The 19,694-nt window shown below is 39.6% G+C and carries 13 protein-coding genes and 1 pseudogene; 3 read left to right on the plus strand and 11 right to left on the minus strand.

The genetic code is table 11. The annotated features are described in order from the left end of the window. Nucleotides 1–5: 5 nt before the first annotated feature. The gene (locus ADS77_RS00450) at nucleotides 6–1,031 is read right to left on the minus strand and encodes a GGDEF domain-containing protein (protein ID WP_054204107.1); all 1,026 of its coding nucleotides are present in this window, start codon (nucleotides 1,029–1,031) and stop codon (nucleotides 6–8) included. A gap of 486 nt (nucleotides 1,032–1,517) precedes the next feature. Between ADS77_RS00450 and ADS77_RS00455 the strand changes: the two genes are divergently transcribed. Genes ADS77_RS00455 through dld form a run of 3 tightly spaced genes read left to right on the plus strand, consistent with a single transcriptional unit; the run spans nucleotide 1,518 to nucleotide 4,204 of the window. After that, the gene (locus ADS77_RS00455) at nucleotides 1,518–2,075 is read left to right on the plus strand and encodes a DJ-1/PfpI family protein (protein WP_054204106.1); all 558 of its coding nucleotides are present in this window, start codon (nucleotides 1,518–1,520) and stop codon (nucleotides 2,073–2,075) included. A gap of 34 nt (nucleotides 2,076–2,109) precedes the next feature. Further along, entirely contained in the window at nucleotides 2,110–2,508 is a 399-nt protein-coding gene (locus tag ADS77_RS00460) for a ribbon-helix-helix domain-containing protein (protein ID WP_054204105.1), read from the plus strand. 7 nt (nucleotides 2,509–2,515) lie between these two features. After that, the gene (gene dld / locus ADS77_RS00465; RefSeq protein WP_054204104.1) at nucleotides 2,516–4,204 is read left to right on the plus strand and encodes a D-lactate dehydrogenase; all 1,689 of its coding nucleotides are present in this window, start codon (nucleotides 2,516–2,518) and stop codon (nucleotides 4,202–4,204) included. A 115-nt stretch (nucleotides 4,205–4,319) separates the two neighbouring features. On the opposite strand, the gene ADS77_RS00470 is transcribed toward dld, so the two are convergent. The 10 genes and pseudogenes from ADS77_RS00470 to ADS77_RS00510 all read right to left on the minus strand — a co-directional run bounded on the left by ADS77_RS00470 (nucleotide 4,320) and on the right by ADS77_RS00510 (nucleotide 19,647). Further along, nucleotides 4,320–6,062 (minus strand): SWIM zinc finger domain-containing protein, encoded by a 1,743-nt coding sequence (locus ADS77_RS00470; protein ID WP_054452304.1) that lies wholly within the window; start codon nucleotides 6,060–6,062, stop codon nucleotides 4,320–4,322. 94 nt (nucleotides 6,063–6,156) lie between these two features. After that, nucleotides 6,157–6,270: pseudogene (locus ADS77_RS22935) on the minus strand (hypothetical protein); the annotation flags it as partial. A 27-nt stretch (nucleotides 6,271–6,297) separates the two neighbouring features. Then, nucleotides 6,298–7,557 carry an IS4 family transposase gene (locus ADS77_RS00475; protein ID WP_054452306.1) on the minus strand — a complete coding sequence of 420 codons (1,260 nt, stop codon included), beginning with the start codon at nucleotides 7,555–7,557 and terminating at the stop codon, nucleotides 6,298–6,300. A 276-nt stretch (nucleotides 7,558–7,833) separates the two neighbouring features. Further along, the gene (locus tag ADS77_RS00480; protein WP_054452308.1) at nucleotides 7,834–8,127 is read right to left on the minus strand and encodes a cyclic-phosphate processing receiver domain-containing protein; all 294 of its coding nucleotides are present in this window, start codon (nucleotides 8,125–8,127) and stop codon (nucleotides 7,834–7,836) included. Nucleotides 8,128–8,200: 73 nt separating this feature from the next. Further along, complete coding sequence (locus tag ADS77_RS00485; RefSeq protein ID WP_054452310.1) at nucleotides 8,201–9,298, minus strand: cell division protein FtsZ; 1,098 nt, start codon at nucleotides 9,296–9,298, stop codon at nucleotides 8,201–8,203. Nucleotides 9,299–9,370: 72 nt separating this feature from the next. Continuing rightward, nucleotides 9,371–10,345: a helix-turn-helix transcriptional regulator gene (locus tag ADS77_RS00490; RefSeq protein ID WP_082355568.1), complete on the minus strand. Its 975-nt coding sequence runs from the start codon at nucleotides 10,343–10,345 to the stop codon at nucleotides 9,371–9,373. A gap of 15 nt (nucleotides 10,346–10,360) precedes the next feature. After that, entirely contained in the window at nucleotides 10,361–12,931 is a 2,571-nt protein-coding gene (locus ADS77_RS00495; RefSeq protein ID WP_054452312.1) for a DEAD/DEAH box helicase, read from the minus strand. Continuing rightward, nucleotides 12,924–14,921, minus strand: a complete 1,998-nt coding sequence (locus ADS77_RS00500) for a hypothetical protein (RefSeq protein WP_054452314.1) — start codon at nucleotides 14,919–14,921, stop codon at nucleotides 12,924–12,926. The genes ADS77_RS00495 and ADS77_RS00500 overlap by 8 nt, the downstream gene beginning before the upstream one ends. Then, nucleotides 14,914–16,173 carry a hypothetical protein gene (locus ADS77_RS00505; protein WP_054452316.1) on the minus strand — a complete coding sequence of 420 codons (1,260 nt, stop codon included), beginning with the start codon at nucleotides 16,171–16,173 and terminating at the stop codon, nucleotides 14,914–14,916. Before ADS77_RS00505 ends, ADS77_RS00500 begins: the two co-directional genes overlap by 8 nt. Nucleotides 16,174–16,272: 99 nt before the next feature. Then, nucleotides 16,273–19,647 (minus strand): type I restriction endonuclease subunit R, encoded by a 3,375-nt coding sequence (locus ADS77_RS00510; protein WP_054452318.1) that lies wholly within the window; start codon nucleotides 19,645–19,647, stop codon nucleotides 16,273–16,275. Between the last annotated feature and the right edge of the window lie 47 nt (nucleotides 19,648–19,694).

Genomic DNA, 19,694 nt, shown 5'->3' on the forward strand with positions numbered 1-19,694 from the left:
CCTCATTAAGCACAAGTACGGTTTTTACCACTATTTTTTGCTTGATAGAGTAAAGCGTCGGCATGTTGAATGTCGCGCTCAATTGCAGATGAATCTGTGATCTCAGCAATCCCCATACTCACGGTGATGCTTATAGTATAACCGTCAATATGCAGCGGCTGTGATTTAAGTGCGCCATGCAACGTATCTGTTAATTGTAACGCTTTTGCTTTGTCTTTATTTGGTAAAACAAATAAAAACTCCTCGCCGCCCCAGCGTGCCACTAAGTCGTTATGTGTAAGCTGCTGCGTAAAAATACCAGCAAGGTGGGTTAATGCATGGTCTCCTACAAAATGACCATACTGATCGTTTATTTTTTTAAAATCATCTACATCAAGCAATATAATCGAAAAGACAGGATTAATATCGTTACTTTTTAATTCCGCCAGCTTTGCCATCATACTACGTCTATTGGGTAGGTTAGTTAGTGGGTCTATAGTGGCAAGTAATTCATTTTTTTGCGCTAAAAGCGTCAATTTTTCACTGTGGTGTTGCCTAAAGTGTTCATATAATCCACTTAGTGCAGCCACTATAATAAACGTTAAAATAATACGGGAAGGAAAATGTAAAGTACCGTAATCGGTAAATTGAAAAGTAGACGCTAAATAAAAGGCATACAACATTACTAATACAAAAAAGAAAATATCAACAATGCCTTTTTTAAAACCACGAATAAAAAAGGTGATCGGTGCAACAACATAAATCCACAATGGCCCAGTTCCGTGACTCCCTCCGGTTAAAACCAAGTAGAACATCAAAATATAAATGGTGTATAAAATAGTGGTCGAAGCAAGTAATAACCGCTTATGTAAAAATGCAGTAACAAAAAATGAAATTACAAAACAGATGGACGCTATAACAAGTACTAAACTTAGTACCCCTAAGCCGCCCCAAAATGCCATAACAGACATAAAACTGGTAGTTAAAAAACCAATTACGGAAAATAATTTTATTATTAGCTTTCGTTGCGCTAAATCTGAATAGTTACTCACTGATAAATCTACACCATATAATTAAATCAAATACGTACCTAAATCCTAAAAGCTCCGCCGTTAATGCTGTGCAGGGGGATTTATTTGCTAATACGTTATGGCCATTTATAAACTTTAAATTATAAATATGCTACTAAAAACGATATATATTATTCCATTTAGTTTAGTACCCAAGAATTTTAGGGACATAACCATAATTTAAGCTTTAGCGGCATTTAAAGCATCATGATTTAATATTAAGCGCCCATCGACGCAGTGATCTCTTCTTTTTGAACTAAAACACCCTTTAAGAGATTACCTATTACAAACTTTAAATGTGATTTAGCCAACGTTTAATAATATGCAAAAACCCGACAAAATAGCTCTGTGTAGTATTTGGATATTACCCGCTCCGGATCCACATATGTTTTACTAGACTCTCTTATATTTTTGTATTTGAACGCACTTAAAGCAGCGAGCAAATACCTATTAAATTTGGAGCACAGCATGGCTAGAGTACTAATGATCACCGGTGATTTTGTCGAAGACTATGAAAACATGGTGCCTTTTCAAGCTTTATTAGCAATGGGACACGATGTTGATGCCGTATGCCCTGATAAAAAAGCAGGCGATACAATCGCAACGTCAATTCATGATTTTGAAGGCGACCAAACTTATACAGAAAAACGCGGCCATAACTTTGCATTAAACGCGACATTTGCCGAGCTTAATGTAAATGACTACGATGCGCTTTATTTACCCGGTGGCCGTGCCCCTGAGTATTTACGTTTAAACCCTAAAGTAATCGAAATTATTCAACACTTTGCAACGGCAGATAAACCCATTGCTTCTATTTGCCACGGCCCACAATTACTCACCGCTGCAGGAGTGCTTGAAGGTAAAAAAGTATCAGCATACCCAGCTTGCCAGCCAGAAATAAAAATGGCGGGTGCACAATACGTAGATTTACCGATGGACGGCGCAATCACAGATGGTAAATTAGTAACGGCCCCGGCATGGCCTGCACACCCTGCCATGTTAAAGCAATTTGTGGCATTGTTATAAGCACTGCTAATACAGCATCGAGAGGTTAATTTTTATGTGCCAACTTTTTATTAATGCCGACAGCCGCTTATGGACCTGTCGTACCAAATCTTTGCGTATTGATGGCGTTGTTACCTCAATCCGTTTAGAAGAGTTTTTTTGGGATATTTTAGAAGAAGTCGCATTTCGTGATCAAATGACCGTAAACCAAATGATCACTAAGTTGTATCTTGAGTCTCTTGATGCTGATCACGACATAGGTAACTTCACGTCATTTTTGCGTGTGTGCTGTTCGCGCTATTTATCGTTGGTTGCCGATGGCAATTTAACCCGAGAAGACGCATTACCCTTAAATGATATAGACGCAACGCATTTGTTAGAACAAGAAAAACTACGTACCAGCGTGCGTAAAAACCTATTTAATGACACATCATTAAAGCCTTCACTAAATTAGAGCTCTTATGTCACAGTCACAGTTAGTCGCATCATTAAAAGAAATCGTTGGCGTTCGTTATGTATTAACAAGCGACCGCGCCACCGCGCCTTATCGTACAGGCTTTAGAGAAGGCCATGGCCCCGCGCTTGCGGTAGTAAAACCTGCCACACTATTACAGCAATGGCATATTTTACAAGCCTGTGTAAGCGCCAATGTCATTGTTATTATGCAAGCGGCCAATACCGGCTTAACGGGCGGCTCAACCCCAACTCAAGGGTGTGACCGTAATACGGTTATTATTAACACAACACGAATTAGCGATATTCAAGTACTGCCCGCGCAACAACAAATTGTGGCATTTCCAGGGGCTAGCTTATTCTCACTAGAAAAAGCCCTCGCCCCGTATGGCCGAGTGCCACACTCCGTTATCGGCTCCTCGTGCATTGGCGCATCGATTGTTGGCGGCGTATGTAATAACTCAGGTGGCGCATTAGTGGAACGTGGCCCAGCGTATACTGAGCTTGCCTTATATGCACAAATAAACAGTGATGGCAGCCTAAGCTTAATTAATAATTTAGATATTGACCTTGGTGACACACCAGAGCAAATACTCACTAACTTACAAAATAAGAAATACAGCGAACACGATGTAAAAACAACAGCAAAAAAAGCCTCTGATCGAGAATACGCTAACTGGGTGCGTAAAACGGATGATGATACCCCTGCACGCTTTAATGCTGACCCACGGCGCTTGCACCAAGCCAGCGGCTGCGCAGGCAAACTCGCTGTTTTTGCAGTACGTGTAGACACCTTTGCCAAAAACGAACAAGAACTTACTTTCTATCTTGGTACTAATTCATCGACCGCATTACAAGCTGTCCGCAAAATATTGCTAGAGCAAGCCACCAGCTTGCCTGTTTACGCTGAGTATTTGCACCGCGATATTTTTGAACTTGCTGATAACTACGGCCGCGATACGGTTTTACTCATAAAAAACCTAGGCACAAACTGGCTACCTAAGTTTTTTAATATTAAGCGCCAACTTGATGCTGTATGCCAAAAACTGCCTTTTTTACCAAAAAACACCATTGATAAATTAGTTTATCGCCTTGCTAAGCTGTTCCCAAGCCAAACGCCAAAGAAACTCCAACAATGGAACAAGCAATACCAACACCAATTAATTTTGACTGTCAAAGGGGATGCTCACCAGCAAACTCTAGCACTGCTTGAGCAAGTTAAAAAAGACTACCAACTTGATTTTTTTCAGTGTAGCGAACAAGAAGTAAAAGCAGCGTATTTGCTGCGTTTTGCAGCCGCAGGCGCAGCAGTACAATATGCAAAAATAAACCATAACGAAGTTGAAGATATTCTCGCGCTAGATATTGCACTCAAGCGTAACGACAACGAATGGTTTGAAAAGCTACCACCCAGCATTACCGATAAACTAGTGAGTAAACTTTATTATGGCCATTTTTTGTGTCACGTATTTCATCAAGACTATTTAGTACGTAAAGGCGAAGACTGCAAAGCCGTAAAAGCGGCTTTACTCGCACTGTTAGAGCAACGTGGTGCCGAATATCCTGCAGAGCATAACGTAGGGCATCATTATCATGCCAAACCTGCCTTGGCCGATAATTACCGACACTTAGACCCAACCAATACCTTAAATGCAGGCATCGGCGGTATGTCTAAAAAGCGTGATTACGCAGAGTAGCGTATAGCTGCGGGCTTACCGTGTGTAAGTCCGCGTTAAATCCACGCTAAATCATTGCAAGCCCAATAAAAAAAACCAACTCAATTTTGCAGACACCGTCTGCAAAATTTAATTATTAAAAACACTCAGGAAAGTATTCTCGCAATAGCTTCATCATATTACGTTTTTGTTTAAAGCTTTTAGCGAGTGTACCAATCATGTCATACAATAGCGTGCAGTCAGCGTTGGTGTCTTTTAAGTTTTTTTCTATTTTAATTAATAAATTAGTTGCTTCACGGTAAGCGTCATTATTGGTTTGTCCAATTATGTTGCCAAGTGATTTGTGATACAAGTCAATCGACTCTTGTGGGTATTGCGCCATAATTAAACCAGCCAACGTTATCAATTGGCTCGACTTAACCTCATGTTTTGCAGCTAATGAACGTGCTTTTGCAATGTCGTTTTGATCAATATAAAAATCCAGTAACTCACTCGGATAATTAGTAAAGCGATAAGCACCTTGGTTTGATTTAGCCGCTTTATCTGACAAAGAAAGTAATAATTGCTCTACCTTTTGCGTAAACTCTGCATCAATGATACCGGTTTTTAGTTGTAGCGTTTGTAAGTTTTTAAAGCCATTAAAACTCGGGCTATCAACAAATAACTGCCACGCTATTGCCCATGCGGCCTTAAATTCTGATAACTCAAGGCGAAGTGCTATTTCATCACGTTTACATGCCAACACTTCATGGGACTTATTTGCCCGTTGATACGCTTGCTTTAAATAGTACTCGGCATCTAATAAGTCATTACGCGCTTTGCAAAGTGCAGCTATTTTTAAATAATCATCTGAATCATGGGCTGTTAGTTTAATTAAATGCAGTTGCTCTTGCCAATCATCCTGTTCTTGCGCTTGTTTTATCAATACCGAGGTAAGGCGTGTAAGTGCGTTTTTTTGTCTCCAGTCATCAAAATCAACGCCTGCTTGCAGTCGTTTTTCTATTGCCGCTGTACACTGTGATAAAAACAAGGTATTTACACTTGGCGTTATGTCAAAGTCATGCGGCACACTCGGGAATACATCGTATTTATAATCTTCAAAATGTTCAAAAATCCACTGCGCTTTTTGCTCATCAGGCCAAGATAGTTGATTAAAAAGTTCGCTCAATTTTTGGTTAATACTCCCCTCTATCTCAAAGCGAAAGCCGCCCGAGTCATCTATCCCCTCAAGCACTGTATTTAAACGTACCAAGGCTTTAAGATTCAGCTGCCATTGCTGATCAACAGGCAGTTTTTCTATTGCAGGGAATATCATTTCAAACAATGAGTCTGCCTCAGCAAAATAGCCTCGCACTTCACTCCAGCCCCATATTTGCTTTTTAGGCAACGCCTTGGTGATAAGTTTACTTAGCTCCCCTGCGCCCATTGCCTGTTTATCGTTTGCCATTATAAGTACCCATTTGTCGTACTCATGCTCTGACTCGTCTAAAAAAGCCATGATTATATCGGTCAGTTCAGTAGTGGGTTTATCCATAAACCACGCGATGAGTTCACTGCGCTCATTATCTTGCGCTGTTTCATCATTAGCATTTGCATCAGCGAATTCAGCAGCGGATAAACTATTTACTTTGAGCGCCACGGCAACGCCATGTTTGCATATCTCTTGATAATCGCCTGCAGGGCATGTACAGCTAGCCAAAAATTGCCCTGCCGCGTTATTTTCTAAAGTGACTTTGTATTTAAACTGCCCCGCCACGGTTGCCATTGCCTGGTTATCAATAATAAGCAACTTGCTAACATGGTTTGACGCAAACAACTCACAACCCAGATCGAAGGTTTTGCTGGCCGCTCGTTGTTGTATATCATTTAAATCAAACATGGTAATCAGTCCTTATCCACATAATTAAAATGCATTAATCTTTTTCCAATTCTTACTAAAGCATAATCTAATTGCGATACTAGCCATAAGCTGTTTACCCCTCTTTATTCGCTTTCACGCTCTGCGCTTGTTCAAATATTTCTTTGTATACTTCATCGCGGCTGATTGGTGGGTACTTAAATTTAGCCAGTATTAAAATAAGCTCTACTCTTAGGGATGATTCATAGCTTAGTTCTTAAGGAACATTGATCGCGTAACTTCCTATTTTAAAACGGCAAATGTCACTCTCTTTTTCAATGGATTGACGCTTACAATTTTCCGCTAGTAGCTTTAGTACACGGTGTATCTTGTGGCTGCACCGTGTTTGCTCCATGCAACCTAGAATATCATCCAACCAAAGATAACTGCACTTGCTCGCTCTAAATGTCGAGATCGCACACTTAAACATCGTCGCTGCACTATGGCAGATAAAACGCTTGATCAGTGTTTGCAGTATGCTCAACCAAACCAGTGATTCGGCAATATGTAGGTCTCGTGTGATAAATCCCTTAAGGTTGTTCCATGACTTTAGCTCTTTGAAAAGTAGCTCAATTTGCCAACGAGTTGCGTATATATCGAGTAACTCGTCAAAGTTAAACTGTACTTCTTTTAAATTAGTAACAAGAAAAACGGGGCGCTTTTCATCCGGTAAATAGATAAGTCTGTACTCGGGTCCATTTTTCTTCCAACGTACTGTTAATTCAAGTGGTTGACTTGCGAATTTATCGAGTAACGTTTTGAGTTTAATATTCTTCTCTTTGAGTTCTATACCCGCGCAATAAGCTGATGTAACGATTGGGTTGATGTTTTTATTTGCTCTGACCAAAAAATAGCCGCCATCTTGGGATACTTGCTCAAAGTAATCTAAGTCAAAATACCCTGCATCCGCAAGTAATAACGTATCTTCAAGTGTGTGACTACCCGGTAAAAAGGCTCGCTCAGTTTCAACATCAGGACGGGTATCTATTTCGCAGGGTTGTTCATTAAATAGGTCATAAGTAACATGCAACTCAATTGCGGCAGGACTTATAGCAGTAAAACGACCAGCAAAAACCTGAGCTAATTCATCATGTAGAGCAAATGAAGAGCCATCTTGTAATAACACGCGTTGTATTCCACGCTGGATAAAAAAGGTTTTATCCAGCGTGTTTAGAGTTAATTTAGACATCGCTTGAATAACGAGTTCACGGAGTAATTCAGTCAAGGCTGGTTTTCGGATTTGGTTATGAAAAGGTTTATAACTGATTGTGCAATCAGTCTGCGTTTTAAGGTTTTGATGGATATCTGACAAGTTAGCGTCTTGCAAGCAAGATAAGCTTTTGAATACGGCTTTGAGTAAAGAAACAATCGACAAACATCGATGGCGGACTTGAAACCCAGAGGTTTTTGCAAGCGCGATTAGGTGCTTTTCTGAGATGAGGGCTTTTAATTGATTTGAAACTTGGTTAATCTGCATGTGAACTCTGTTTTTAGTCATTTTTTTATTGGCGTAACTATTTGATCATTAACAGAGTTCAACTTCAAGTTTCTTAAGATCCAACCTATGTGCAAATATTAGAGTAGTGCTTACATATTGCTATACAACTTTGTCTTTGATTACAAAACCTATAAAGGGCTTTACTAGGTGGTGCAGATTGATTTCTTCTAAAAGCAGGGGTATCAAAAATATCCGATACTTTTCGCTCAGTGGCGATCACTTTAGAACGTGACTCATTTTTAGTCTCATTCAGTATTAATGCCTAGCCAGTAAATTAATTTGTGCAATTGCGCATTCCATTTTAATTCGTGCTGAGCTATTGGCTGAATGAACGGCTATTGTTGGTGGTACAAAGCCATCAATAAACACTGCCCGCTCAATCCAAAGTAAAACGTCATAGCCAGTGCCTTTGTTATCATTACCTAAATCATGATCAAGGCTGAGCTGTTTTACTTTTCCGCTCTTCAAAAATGCAATCACTTCATCAGGCCAATAGGCTCGTAACCAACCGGCTGGTGTTTCTCTTTCATCATCTAAATATACGTTCATAGGTATCTCACTGAGAAATGTTTTCAGACTCTGAAAGCAATAACTAACAACACTTTAAGCTATATAATAATAGTTATTTTCCAGATGGTGCTGGAGCTTGGTTACGTATAAACGCTGGTATGTCAAAAATATCAGAAGCTTGAGGTTTAACTCTTGCAGCTGGCGACTGTTCGACTTCGCTACTAGGCGCATTATTGAAAGGTTCAACAATCATCTTAGCGCTTGCACCGGTTGCGATGATCAACAGCTCATAATTAGTTGCTAAGCTCTCAATTTTAGATACACCACAGATCACTAGCGCATTAGGGCTTACTTGTTGGCGAACCGTGTCGGTAATGAGATTATAACTTCCTAATGAGATCTCGTCTTTACAGTTTACTTGCACAATAACACCCGAACTGGATGACATATCCACTTGGTTCACTAACGGATTATTGAGCGCGTCATCAAGTGCGTTAGGGAATTCATCCTCAAGATCACATTTACCCACACCTAAAACAGCATCACCTTTGCAATCCATAATTTTCGCAAAGTCATTTAAATCAACGTTAATCAAACCTTGATAGCACAGCATATCAATCAATGATTTGATAAGTGAGTGTAATATTTGGTTGCTGTGTTTAAATGCATCAAATAAATCAACGTCATCCCCTAACACCTGAATCAGCTGATCATTAGGTAAAGTGATCACTGCATTTGCATGCTCTTTTAAGGCGTTCAACCCGGTTTGTGCAACATGTGATCTAAACTGCCCTTCACTGCTAAAAGGCAGTGTTGCAACAAATATCACAGGCTTATTTTGTTCACGAGCAAGCTCTGCGATATAAGGACTGGCGCCGGTACCAGTACCACCACCTAGCCCTGTTGCGCACAATAAAATATCGCAGCTATTTATTAATGTTAACAGTTGATCTTTGCTTTCTTGCGCCGCTTGTAAACCAACCTCAGGATCGGCGCCAGCACCATAACCATGTGTCAGTTCAGCGCCAATCAGCACGGCATCATCACTTTGGGTATGTTCGAGCACTACTTTATCGGTATTAACACTAAATAACTTTGCTTGTTTACTCTCGCGCTGCTCATAAATACTATTTAACGTATTACAGCCACAACCTCCAATGCCAAATACACCAATAGATAAACCATCTTGCTGCTCAATTAATTGAAACATAACTACTCCTTAACTTTTAAAGGAGCATAACAAACCGGTGCGTCAAAAATTGACGCATCCAACTAATTAGAGTTATTGATAGTTACTAGCAGCCGCTTTAAGTTTTGTGATGATTCTTTTCCTGATTTGCTCAGGTTTTATAACTTCAAGCCAATGAGCACATTTAAATAGCTCATTGGTGAGTTGTTCTGTATCAATCGTTTGATAGGTGAGTAATACATTTTTATCGTCAATATATTGTTTGTCAGTCAGCTCACCAAGTTCAATAAAACCTTGATTAACTGCCGAGTGGTTAGGCACTTTTACAATTAACTCGATCGTTTCTTGCTTCATGCCTTTATTAATCGCACTGCGCAGCGACTTTAACTGCTCATTGTTTGGCTCACGTCGTGTTTTTTGCAAAATGTGTACATTACGAATGCGGTAAACCGGCATCTGGTAACATTTATCGTGAAGCGACCCCACCATAAACTGCGCCATTAAAACGCCGCCTTGCTCGACTAAGTTATAAAAGCTCAATTCAGCAAATTTTAGCCAATGTGCCTCATCATAAAGCACCCTATAAAGCTCAGCGCTCACCGCACGCTTATGCTTAATCGCATGCTCAATTTGCGTCACTAACTGAGTATCAACATTCACTTTTAACGACGGTTTAGGCAGGGTTGCAAGCCAGTCAGGCACATGACCATTAAAACGTTTAAGAGCCTGCTCTGCTTTAGTATGCACAGAGCGTATCACATCGCTCGGTATAGATTGCGGTAGTAGCTGCTCTAGCAGCAAATAATGCTCTGCAACTTCAGTACTCATTACTCTTGAGTTACCACCTCTCCACTGCGCATTGATTGACCAGCCAAACGGTTTACTGCGCGTGTCTTTTTCAAGGCCAAAACAACCTTGCTCGTAGAGTGATTGTAGGTCACGTTGGAGCATGCGGGTTGAAAGGTCAAAGCCACGTTCAATTAACTGCTGTTGTAATTGTTGTGTCGAGATAGAGCTTGGCCCCATTGGCACAAGCTCGAGAATAAATAAATGACGATGTGAATTCATTAATAAACTTTTATATCAAGGAGTAAAATCCGGTGCAGCTGAGCATAATTCATCATAATAATGTGAAAACGCATCATCTCGTTCACTTATAGGGATGACAACTCCATGTAATTGTGAGCGAAGTTGATCCCAGCGTGCATGCAATACCTGCCAATTATATTCGTCATAAGTTCCCTTAAATATAACCTGCTTAATTTCAATAAACGGAAGCTCTCCCCCTTGGTCTTGTTGCTCATAAAACTCTTTCTCCCAACGAGATCCGAGCCTATCAACACGACCTATTTGTTGCTCAACAACGCCAGGATTCCACTCTGGGTGTAATAAATATACGAACCGACAAGCTTGATGTAAATTTAACCCTTCTCTTCCAACTACTGACTGTGCAACTAACACATAAGGAAAACTGTTCTTACGATTAAAACCCAGCTGTAACATGCGACGACTTGCCGCTGATGTATTCCCATACATTAAGCGCGCCATGCCACCTCTAACATGTTCATACTCTTCTTTTACCCTTGCTTCTATACAGGGCCAAAGCTTGCTTGCTTCTTTTTCATCTAATTGACCATCACCATCGGCATCACCTTCATTCTCTGCTGTGACTGCACCCATTAGATCAATAAAACCCTGAGCAACCTCTTCAGATGTTAAATTAAAATCGCTTGAATCTGATAGCTCATAAATAGCACGCGTCATAAAGGTAAGAACAGCATGTTCCTCTGAGCAGGCTTGTTCAACAGATTTTTTAAATGCTTTGAAGAGCTGTTCACAACGTGTATCCAATAAAGAGATTGAGTGTTCAATATTTTCAATCAGGTGTTGTTTAGTTTGATCAACTTGATTAGCATGCTTTTCATATTGACGTTTTAAACGATCATTTATTTCATCAATACTCCAATTTAAACCAAGTTGCTTTGACGCAAATTTGGCCGCATGCACTTCAGAGTCATCATTTTCTTTATCACTGATATGAACTTTAGTTTGAGGCCAAAACTCTTTTTTATCTAGCCTGCGTAGCATTTCTCTTGCATTTAATAAATTAACTAATATCCTCATAGGCTTGGTCAACTTACCAAACACTAATGCTTTTTGACCCAACATTAAATTATTTTCAATTTCTGAAATAACTTTTAATAATGCAGGATGTTGATATAACGATTCATCTCCACTTGCATATACCTCAGTAATCTGTTTTTTCCACCAGTGAGCCCGTTGAAGCTTTTTACTATCATCATTGTTCAAATCATTTTCTAGCTCGTCATCTTCATGAGATGAATAAGCTGAGTTATCTATAATTGCAGCAATCCCGTGACCATTAGCTAGTGTAAGTCGTGCTCTTTTTGAAGTCGCATCTTGCATAATTGAAGCAGCAGATAGCCCTTCAACAGAGCACACTATTTGCTTCCACTGCTCTGATAGTTCTTCTACTTTAATTTCTACCTGGGTATGCTTCCTATATGCATTAATTGGTAAATTTGAAACAGAGTGAAATTGTTGAATTGTTGGGTCTTGTCGCTTATCTCTTCTTAATAAATAAGGTTTCAACGAATTCTCAAACGCTCTAGCGGCCCGCTGAAAACTCAACCGAGATTGCTCATCAACCTTCCAATATAACTTGAGTTTAGCGACAGCTTTAGCATAGTTATCAACACTCTTTAAAATAGGCTGCTGATCAGATTCGGATAACTCTATTCTATTGAGCATTTGTTGCCATTGCTCAACATTTAACTCAACAGGTGTAGCCGTCATAGCTAACCGGCGACCATTATCATTTTGAATAATAATTTCATTCAAAATTCGGCTTAAGCTACTGCTTTCACCTCGACTTTTATGTGCTTCATCTATAACAACTAAGTCAAATGAACCGAGTCCTAAACCTACCGTTTTTTCCAACAAATTTCGGTATTCACTTCCAGCAGAAAAATTATCCCCGCCAAATGAATTTACACCCCATTCAAAGTTTTCAATGATGCAATATAAAATTTTCTTTCTAGGATCACTATTCGATAAGTAATATGTTTGTTCAACTATTCTACGTGCGCAATATTCAGCATCCATATATTTTAGGTCTTCATGGCTATTGTAACCATTAGGTAACCTGTTATTTTTAGCTTTTCGCCACTGTGCATACACTTCTGGTAGCAGTGCCCAACGACTTGAATGAGAATTACCACCAATGCGCCAATTCGCAAAATTTTGAGATAATAAAATAACCGACTGTTTATCCCAATGCTCTTGCTTATCACCATCAGCCCAAGCAGACATAAAACGCCAGAGACTATTTACTGTGTGCTGTGGCGCTAAATCTGCTTCGCGATCATTAAGCTCTTTTTGCCATTGGAATCCTAATGTTGTGGGCACAATAATGGCTGTACGACCACCTGCTTGTTTAACAGCATGGATAAGCTCAACTGCTATTCGTGTTTTACCCATGCCAACTTCATCAGCAATAATTACTCCTGTGTTAGCTATCCTATTTAATATCGCATTTACACTTTCTTTTTGGGTTGAGTTCAGACGCTCATTGAATGCGAGAGTATCTTTTATTATTTTAGCAACCTTTTCCCAACCTAAAAAATTACTCACCTTTGCCTCCAAGCGTTATTAACTGATTCAATTCCAAACTATGTTCAATTTTTCTTAATAATGACTCATATAAACGACCTTGCTCAGTACTTGAGTCTTCTGCAAAAAGAGGTCTAAAAGGGGCTGCCCATAAAGGGGACAATGGATTAATATTAATTTCTTTAAAGTAAAAGATTGCTGCTGACTTACTCATTTGACAAAATATTTGCTCTAAACGATAACACCACTGTTCCCAGTTGAATGGATCTAGTTCTGTTTGTTTTTGTGCTACATGTTCAATCAATAACATCATTTTATTTATATAATAATTAGAACCTGATGCCTCTTGCTGACAATTTAATGCCACTGAATGACTTTCATCTAGCACCTCGCCATCGAAACCGTCCTCTGCGGGCAAAGTAGGGAATGCGCCTAGCAAGTTCCATGCGTCATCTATCTCTAACTCAGGCAAAGCGGTTGCTGCCATTCGTCCAAACTCATCGAATACAGGTATATAAATGCTGTGCGTCTCATCTTTGATATTCCACGTAACTTTCACTTGCCTCGGAGTATTATCGGGCCAAATTATATTTTCACCTTTACACTCACACGCGTAATTTTCAGCGTACCAAACTTGATAGCTTTTTGTATCATCAGTATTAGGTCGTAATAAGCAACCTGTCTTAGTTAAGCTACAAATAGTAAAATAACTTATCGGTGCAGCTACAAATTCACCGTCGAGTTCTGGCATCCCTTTCCCTGAGCACAACTGCGTAGCATCTGTAATAATAGTTTCTTCATCCCAATTAATAGGCAATTTATCACTAATACAATTAGCTGAGTCATCTTCGCCATACCAACTCAATTCTTTTGGAGAAAACACAACTCCCGCTTCTAGGTTGCCGCCATGCAAACTTGCTTTACTTAAAAAGCCAGGCGTTGTTAAATTTCCTGACCCTAAATACAACCATGATCTTTTGCAGATATCGTCACTTCCATTTTTGGCTGAAAATATAAACTTTGCATGCAATGATCTTCGATAATTTTTACTTTGATAAACAGCATCGTAAGCAGGCCTAACTGACCAATCATTTGTATTTAATATATCTAAAGTTTGAGCGACTAGTTGACAATTATCAGGGTTGACATAAATATCTTTTTCAGCTGTTTTAGTTAAGAGACCAGCCTGCTGTAATACTTTTTCAATCTCAGAAATCACTTTTGGCACTTTGCTCTTATTATCTCCACCTTCATAAAAACCAGAACCAAGGGCTAAATAATTGCACTTTGTATTATTACTATGTGTTTTTATTAAATGTGGTAACTGTGTAATGAGTGCTTGCTTTGTATTATCAAAAAAGCGAGGTTGTACATTTTTTACTGGCTTAATTTCACCTAAAACATGTTGATAGTGTTTAAACCTTAACGCTGTCGCTGTCGCTGTTGCTATTGCTGTTGCTGTTGCTGTTGCTTTATTTTCTATTCTTACGCTATTTAATATATCGATATTAAAAAAAGTTAAAGTGTGATTGATAAAATCATTCACCTTGGCAATATCAGTTTGCACTTGATGATTATCACTATAGGCTACTTCATAATCAATCGACCAAACCATATCTAAACTGTCTTCTATTGTTTGGCGTGTCCAATTCCCCGTAGACACAATAACCCTAATAATTTTTTGCTCTGTTAGCTTATTTTTAAATAGTAATAACGCTACTTTTGCATGTAACAATCTAAACTTTTTTTCTGTATTAGATTTAGCTGCTAAATGAACCAACCCAGGGCAGTCAACCGCAGATATCTGGTGATGGTTTGGGTCTAACATCATGGCTAAATAACCACTTCCTTCATAGGCTCTTTGTGATTTAATTGTTTGCGTAAACTTATCAAGTGCATCATTAAAAAAGTGAGTATCTGCCGAATATCCAGTCAACAAGCCAAATTCACCAATACAATCTGTCGGTGGCACAAAATAAGCCGATAAAGAAAGTGGTAATGGATTACTCATCTGCTTTCTCCTTTTTATTTAGCCACATATCAAGCTGCCCATCGAAGTCAATATTCAGTAAATACAAGTTCCAAAAACGAAATGAAACGCCTTTTGGAAACAAGCTTTCTGTTTCGCCAGCGTCGTTAGCTTCTTGCTGCTCGCCACCAAAAGCAGATCCTTTAATAACAGCTTTATCTCTTACTTTAAGTACTAAATTATCTCTTTCAACAACACTTAAAATAATTAATTCATCCTGACTTTGTAAGCATTCACGTGCAAAACTCAGCGCTAATTTATCAGGCGTAGGATCATGGCTTAAATTAACAAAACTAGTTGCTGCCGACTTCACTCTGGTTAATGCGTTTTGCAAATCTAAAGGAGTGCCTTTACGTAAATCTAAACTCCCCGACTTTTCATTAGCAACTGCGGTTTCAATAGCGTCTAATAACATCATCACACTATCTCTGAGTATGAAAAAGTAAGCTCCGCTTTTTATGTCTTTAAAATGTAAGTCTGTTAATTCTGATGGTTTTCGCCAATTTATACATGGGTTTGTATTTATATTACTAACCCACGTTAATGCATTTCTTCTTCGAAGTGCAGACTCATCATTACCAGAAACCAAACGATCTTTTAAAATGGCTTTAGCGTCTGCCGCTAAACTATAAATAGGCGCTAGCGCCTTTATTAAACCACTTACTCTAGGGCTTCTATGATTACCTAGCACCCACTTAACTAAAAAATTAACAATACTACTGTTATGACATTTAAAATCAGCGCAGCCGGCAATAACTAACTTCAATCCATTGTCGTTCAAACTATAGCTATTAAATCGCTCTCCTTGTGATTCAACTAACCCAAGCCCTGGTAATAATTGCACAGTAGCCATACGCATAGGCTGTGTTACATAATAATTGTTAGCGCCAACTACTTTATATGATAAATCTTTTGCACCTGCTAACTTGGAGTTTCCCCTTAACCTTTCATCAGACTGCCAATTATTTTTTTCAAACGACAAAATACAGCCGAGCGCTTCAATTGCATTTGCAACTTGTATGTTACTTACCTGCTTACCTTCTAATCTTACTTTTTCAGCCACATGAATGCCCAAACAGGCTAAAAAAACATTTTTACTAAATTTTACCCCACCTAAATTAGGTACTGCCAAGTCATTAAATGCACGTACAGCAACTGCAAGACCCAAGGTGCGAGTACGTCGTTCAGATTCAAGTTTATCAGGGCCAAGTAGACCCCAGTTTATTATTGTCATGTAAACCTTCTTAGGCCGTTATTTTATTAAAGTAAATAAAAAGCACTCAACCGAAATCTTGCAAACTCAGTCAGCAAAATAAACGAGTTAACGGATGTTTTACCCCTCTTTATTCGCTTTCACGCTCTGCGCTTGTTCAAATATTTCTTTGTATACTTCATCGCGGCTGATTGGTGGGTACTTAAATTTAGCCAGTATTAAAATAAGCTCTACTCTTAGGGATGATTTAATGTCTTCGCGGTGGTTCCAATCTACAAATTTAACTTTGTCGTCTACGATTACTTTTACCGCTTGGGCAAGCTCAATGAGCTTATCTTCGGGGTAGTCAAAGTCGTATTTAACGGCAAGTGCTTTTAATGCATCGTAAAAGCCTTTTTCTTCAATATCGATTCCTAGCTCGTCGCCGGCTTTCATTTCGTCGCGTACGCTGTAAATCATATCAACCATGCTTTCTGAAAAGTCATCTAGTACGCTGCTTACCAGTACGTCATCTTCTTTTCGCTCGTTGTAGCGCTGTACTAGCGATTCAAAGCGTTTAGTAAAGTCGATGCCTTGGGTTTGGTTTACTTTTTTAAGCTCGCCTATGGCTTTAGCTAGCATTTGTTGCAGTATTTTAATTTTGGTATTGGGGAGTTTTATTTTTTCTATTTTGGCGATGTAGTCGTCATTAAAAATATCAATTTCGCCCCCGTCTTCATTGCCGAGTTTAAATACTTCTTCTACGCCGTCGCTTTGTAGGGCTTCGGCTATCATTTCACGTACTTTGGCGTTCATTTGCGCGGTATCGGGCGCTTCGCCTTTGGTTAGCTTGTAAATAATAGAGCGAATAGCGAGGTAAAAGTGAATGTGGTTACGCTCGTTTTCGTTAATTTTTTCACTACCACAACATACATCGTAAGCGGCTTTTAAACGCTTAACTAAATCCATAAAACGCTTTTGGCGCTTTTCAGTAATTAGCGCAAACTCGGCGGCGTGGTTTAAGTTATTTAGCTGCGTAACTGCTTCGCCTGTAAAGTAAGGGCTGCTGTCAAATTTATGAAATAACTGGGCAAGTAGCGCTAAGTGATTTTTTACTTCAATAACCGACGCGGTAATATCTTCAAAGTTGGTTTCGTCTGTTTTTGAATACTGCGCTAACGCTTTATTCATTTCAGATTTAATACCGATGTAGTCGACTACCAAGCCTTTATCTTTGCCTTCAAACTGGCGATTAACCCGCGAAATAGTTTGTATTAAGCTGTGCTTTTGCAGTGGCTTATCAATGTACATGGTGTCTAAAAATGGCACGTCAAAACCGGTTAGCCACATGTCTACCACTATGGCTATTTTAAAGTTTGAATGTTTGTTTTTAAATTGCTTATCAAGCTCTTTACGCTCGTCTTTACTGCCAAGTAAATTATACAAGCGTGAGACGTCGTCTTTACCACGCGTCATCACCATTTTTACTTTTTCAGAAGGGGCTGCAATACGGCCTTCGCTAATAGCACGCTTTCGCTCGGTATCCGATAAATTTTGAGCGTTGTCCTGCTCGTTTAAAGAGTCGACAACCTCAAACCAATCTGGGCGTAATTCTTCTAATTCTTGATACAACTGATAAGCAATGCCACGCGAGCTGCACACAAACATTGCCTTACCTGCAACTGTTGAGCATTCTTCAACACGTTTTTCGTAGTGCTGTACAAAATCTTTTGCTAACACTTTAATACGGTCTGGGTCACCTAGAATGCTATTCATGTTGGCGGTGGCTTTTTTACTGTCTTCTATTTGCAGCTCGTTACTGCCAGCATCGGCGCATTCTTTGTAATAGGCTTCAATTTCGGCCAGCTTACTGTTGTTTAAACACACTTTGGCCGCGCGGCCTTCGTAAACTATGCGCACGGTTATTTCATCTTTGACCGATTCGGTCATGGTGTACGAGTCAACCACTTCACCAAATACATCTAAAGTCGCGTCGACTGGCGTGCCAGTAAAACCAACATAGGTGGCATTGGGCAGTGAGTCGTGCAGGTATTTAGCAAAACCAAAGGTTTTTCTCACTCCGGCATTAGGGCCTTTGTCGGTAATAGTAATTTTTTGATCAAGATTAACTTGGCTACGATGCGCCTCATCAGAAATACAAATAACGTTAGTGCGCTCGGTTAATAACTGAGTGTCTTCGGTAAACTTATGAATGGTCGTTAAAAATACACCGCCACTATTACGCCCTTTAAGTAACTCGCGTAAGTGAGTACGGCTGGTGACTGTTTTAACTGTGTCGTCGCCAATGTAGGTTTTAGCATTACCAAACTGCAGGGAGAGTTGATCGTCTAAATCGGTGCGGTCGGTAATTAAAATAATGGTGGGGCTTTTAAGTTCAACGCTTTTCATCAACAAGCGTGTTAAAAATTGCATGGTGTAACTTTTACCGCAACCCGTTGCGCCAAAGTACGTACCACCTTTACCATCACCTTGTGGCTTTAAATGCCGTTTTATATTTTCGAACAATTTATTAGCCGCATAATATTGCGGATAACGCGGCACAATTTTTATCTCTTTTTTGCCAGCGCTTTTATTATCAGAATCAGGGAAAAACACAAAGTTGCGCATTACATCGCGCAAGCGCGCTTTATCAAACAAGCCCTGCAATAAGGTATGTAACGAGTTTATGCCCTCTTGCGCGGTTAGCTCTTGCCCCGTTACCTTACCCCACGAGTAAAAAAACTGATACGGCGCAAATAAGTTACCCATTTTGTTGTTTACGCCATCGCTTATAACGCACAAGGTATTAAACACAAACAACTGCGGAATAGCGCGTCTGTAGCGCACCGTTAACTGCTCATACGCTTCAAAAATAGGGGCTTGCTCGCGTATCGCGCTTTTAAATTCAAACACAACTAGTGGTAAACCATTCACATATAAAATGCCATCGGGAATACGCAGTTCAATATTGTCGTAGCTTGTGGGGCTTTCTATTTCTAACTGGGTAACAAAGCGGTAAATGTTGTCGTCTTGCAGGTAAGTAACGCTGGCTTCACTTACATTATCGAGAGCCATATTATCCAAAGCAGCCATAGCACTGCCTGCTATTAGGCTGCTTTTAATACCTTGCTCAACGTTGTCGTAGTCAAGCAGCTGAATATACAAATCCTTTTGCGCCGCACTACCTGCCACCATGCCACGCTCGCGACTCAGTACTTCTCGTTTAAGTACTTCCCGTTTAAGTAAAAAGCCATCACTGAGCCACTTACAAAAGGTTTTATTACTCTCATATAAATCACTGGCTGGCAGCTTTTCAAGCTTTGCAATAATTGAGTCTACTTCACCGGTGGTAATATTATTTTTAGCGTAACGCTTGGTTAAAAAAGCACGAAGGTCGTCTTTAATTAATACCTCACTATTATTGCGGCTTAGCTCACCACCGAGTAAATGCGGGTAGCCTTGCTCGCCTAATAGCTCAACCACCGCTTGTTCTAATTTGGCTTCAGTAAATTTCATCAAACATCCTTATTGTTGTTTTTATGGCCTTTAAACGCTTAGCTAAG

Origin of the sequence: Pseudoalteromonas porphyrae (assembly GCF_001298125.1) — a bacterium.
GTDB classification, from domain to species: domain Bacteria; phylum Pseudomonadota; class Gammaproteobacteria; order Enterobacterales; family Alteromonadaceae; genus Pseudoalteromonas; species Pseudoalteromonas neustonica.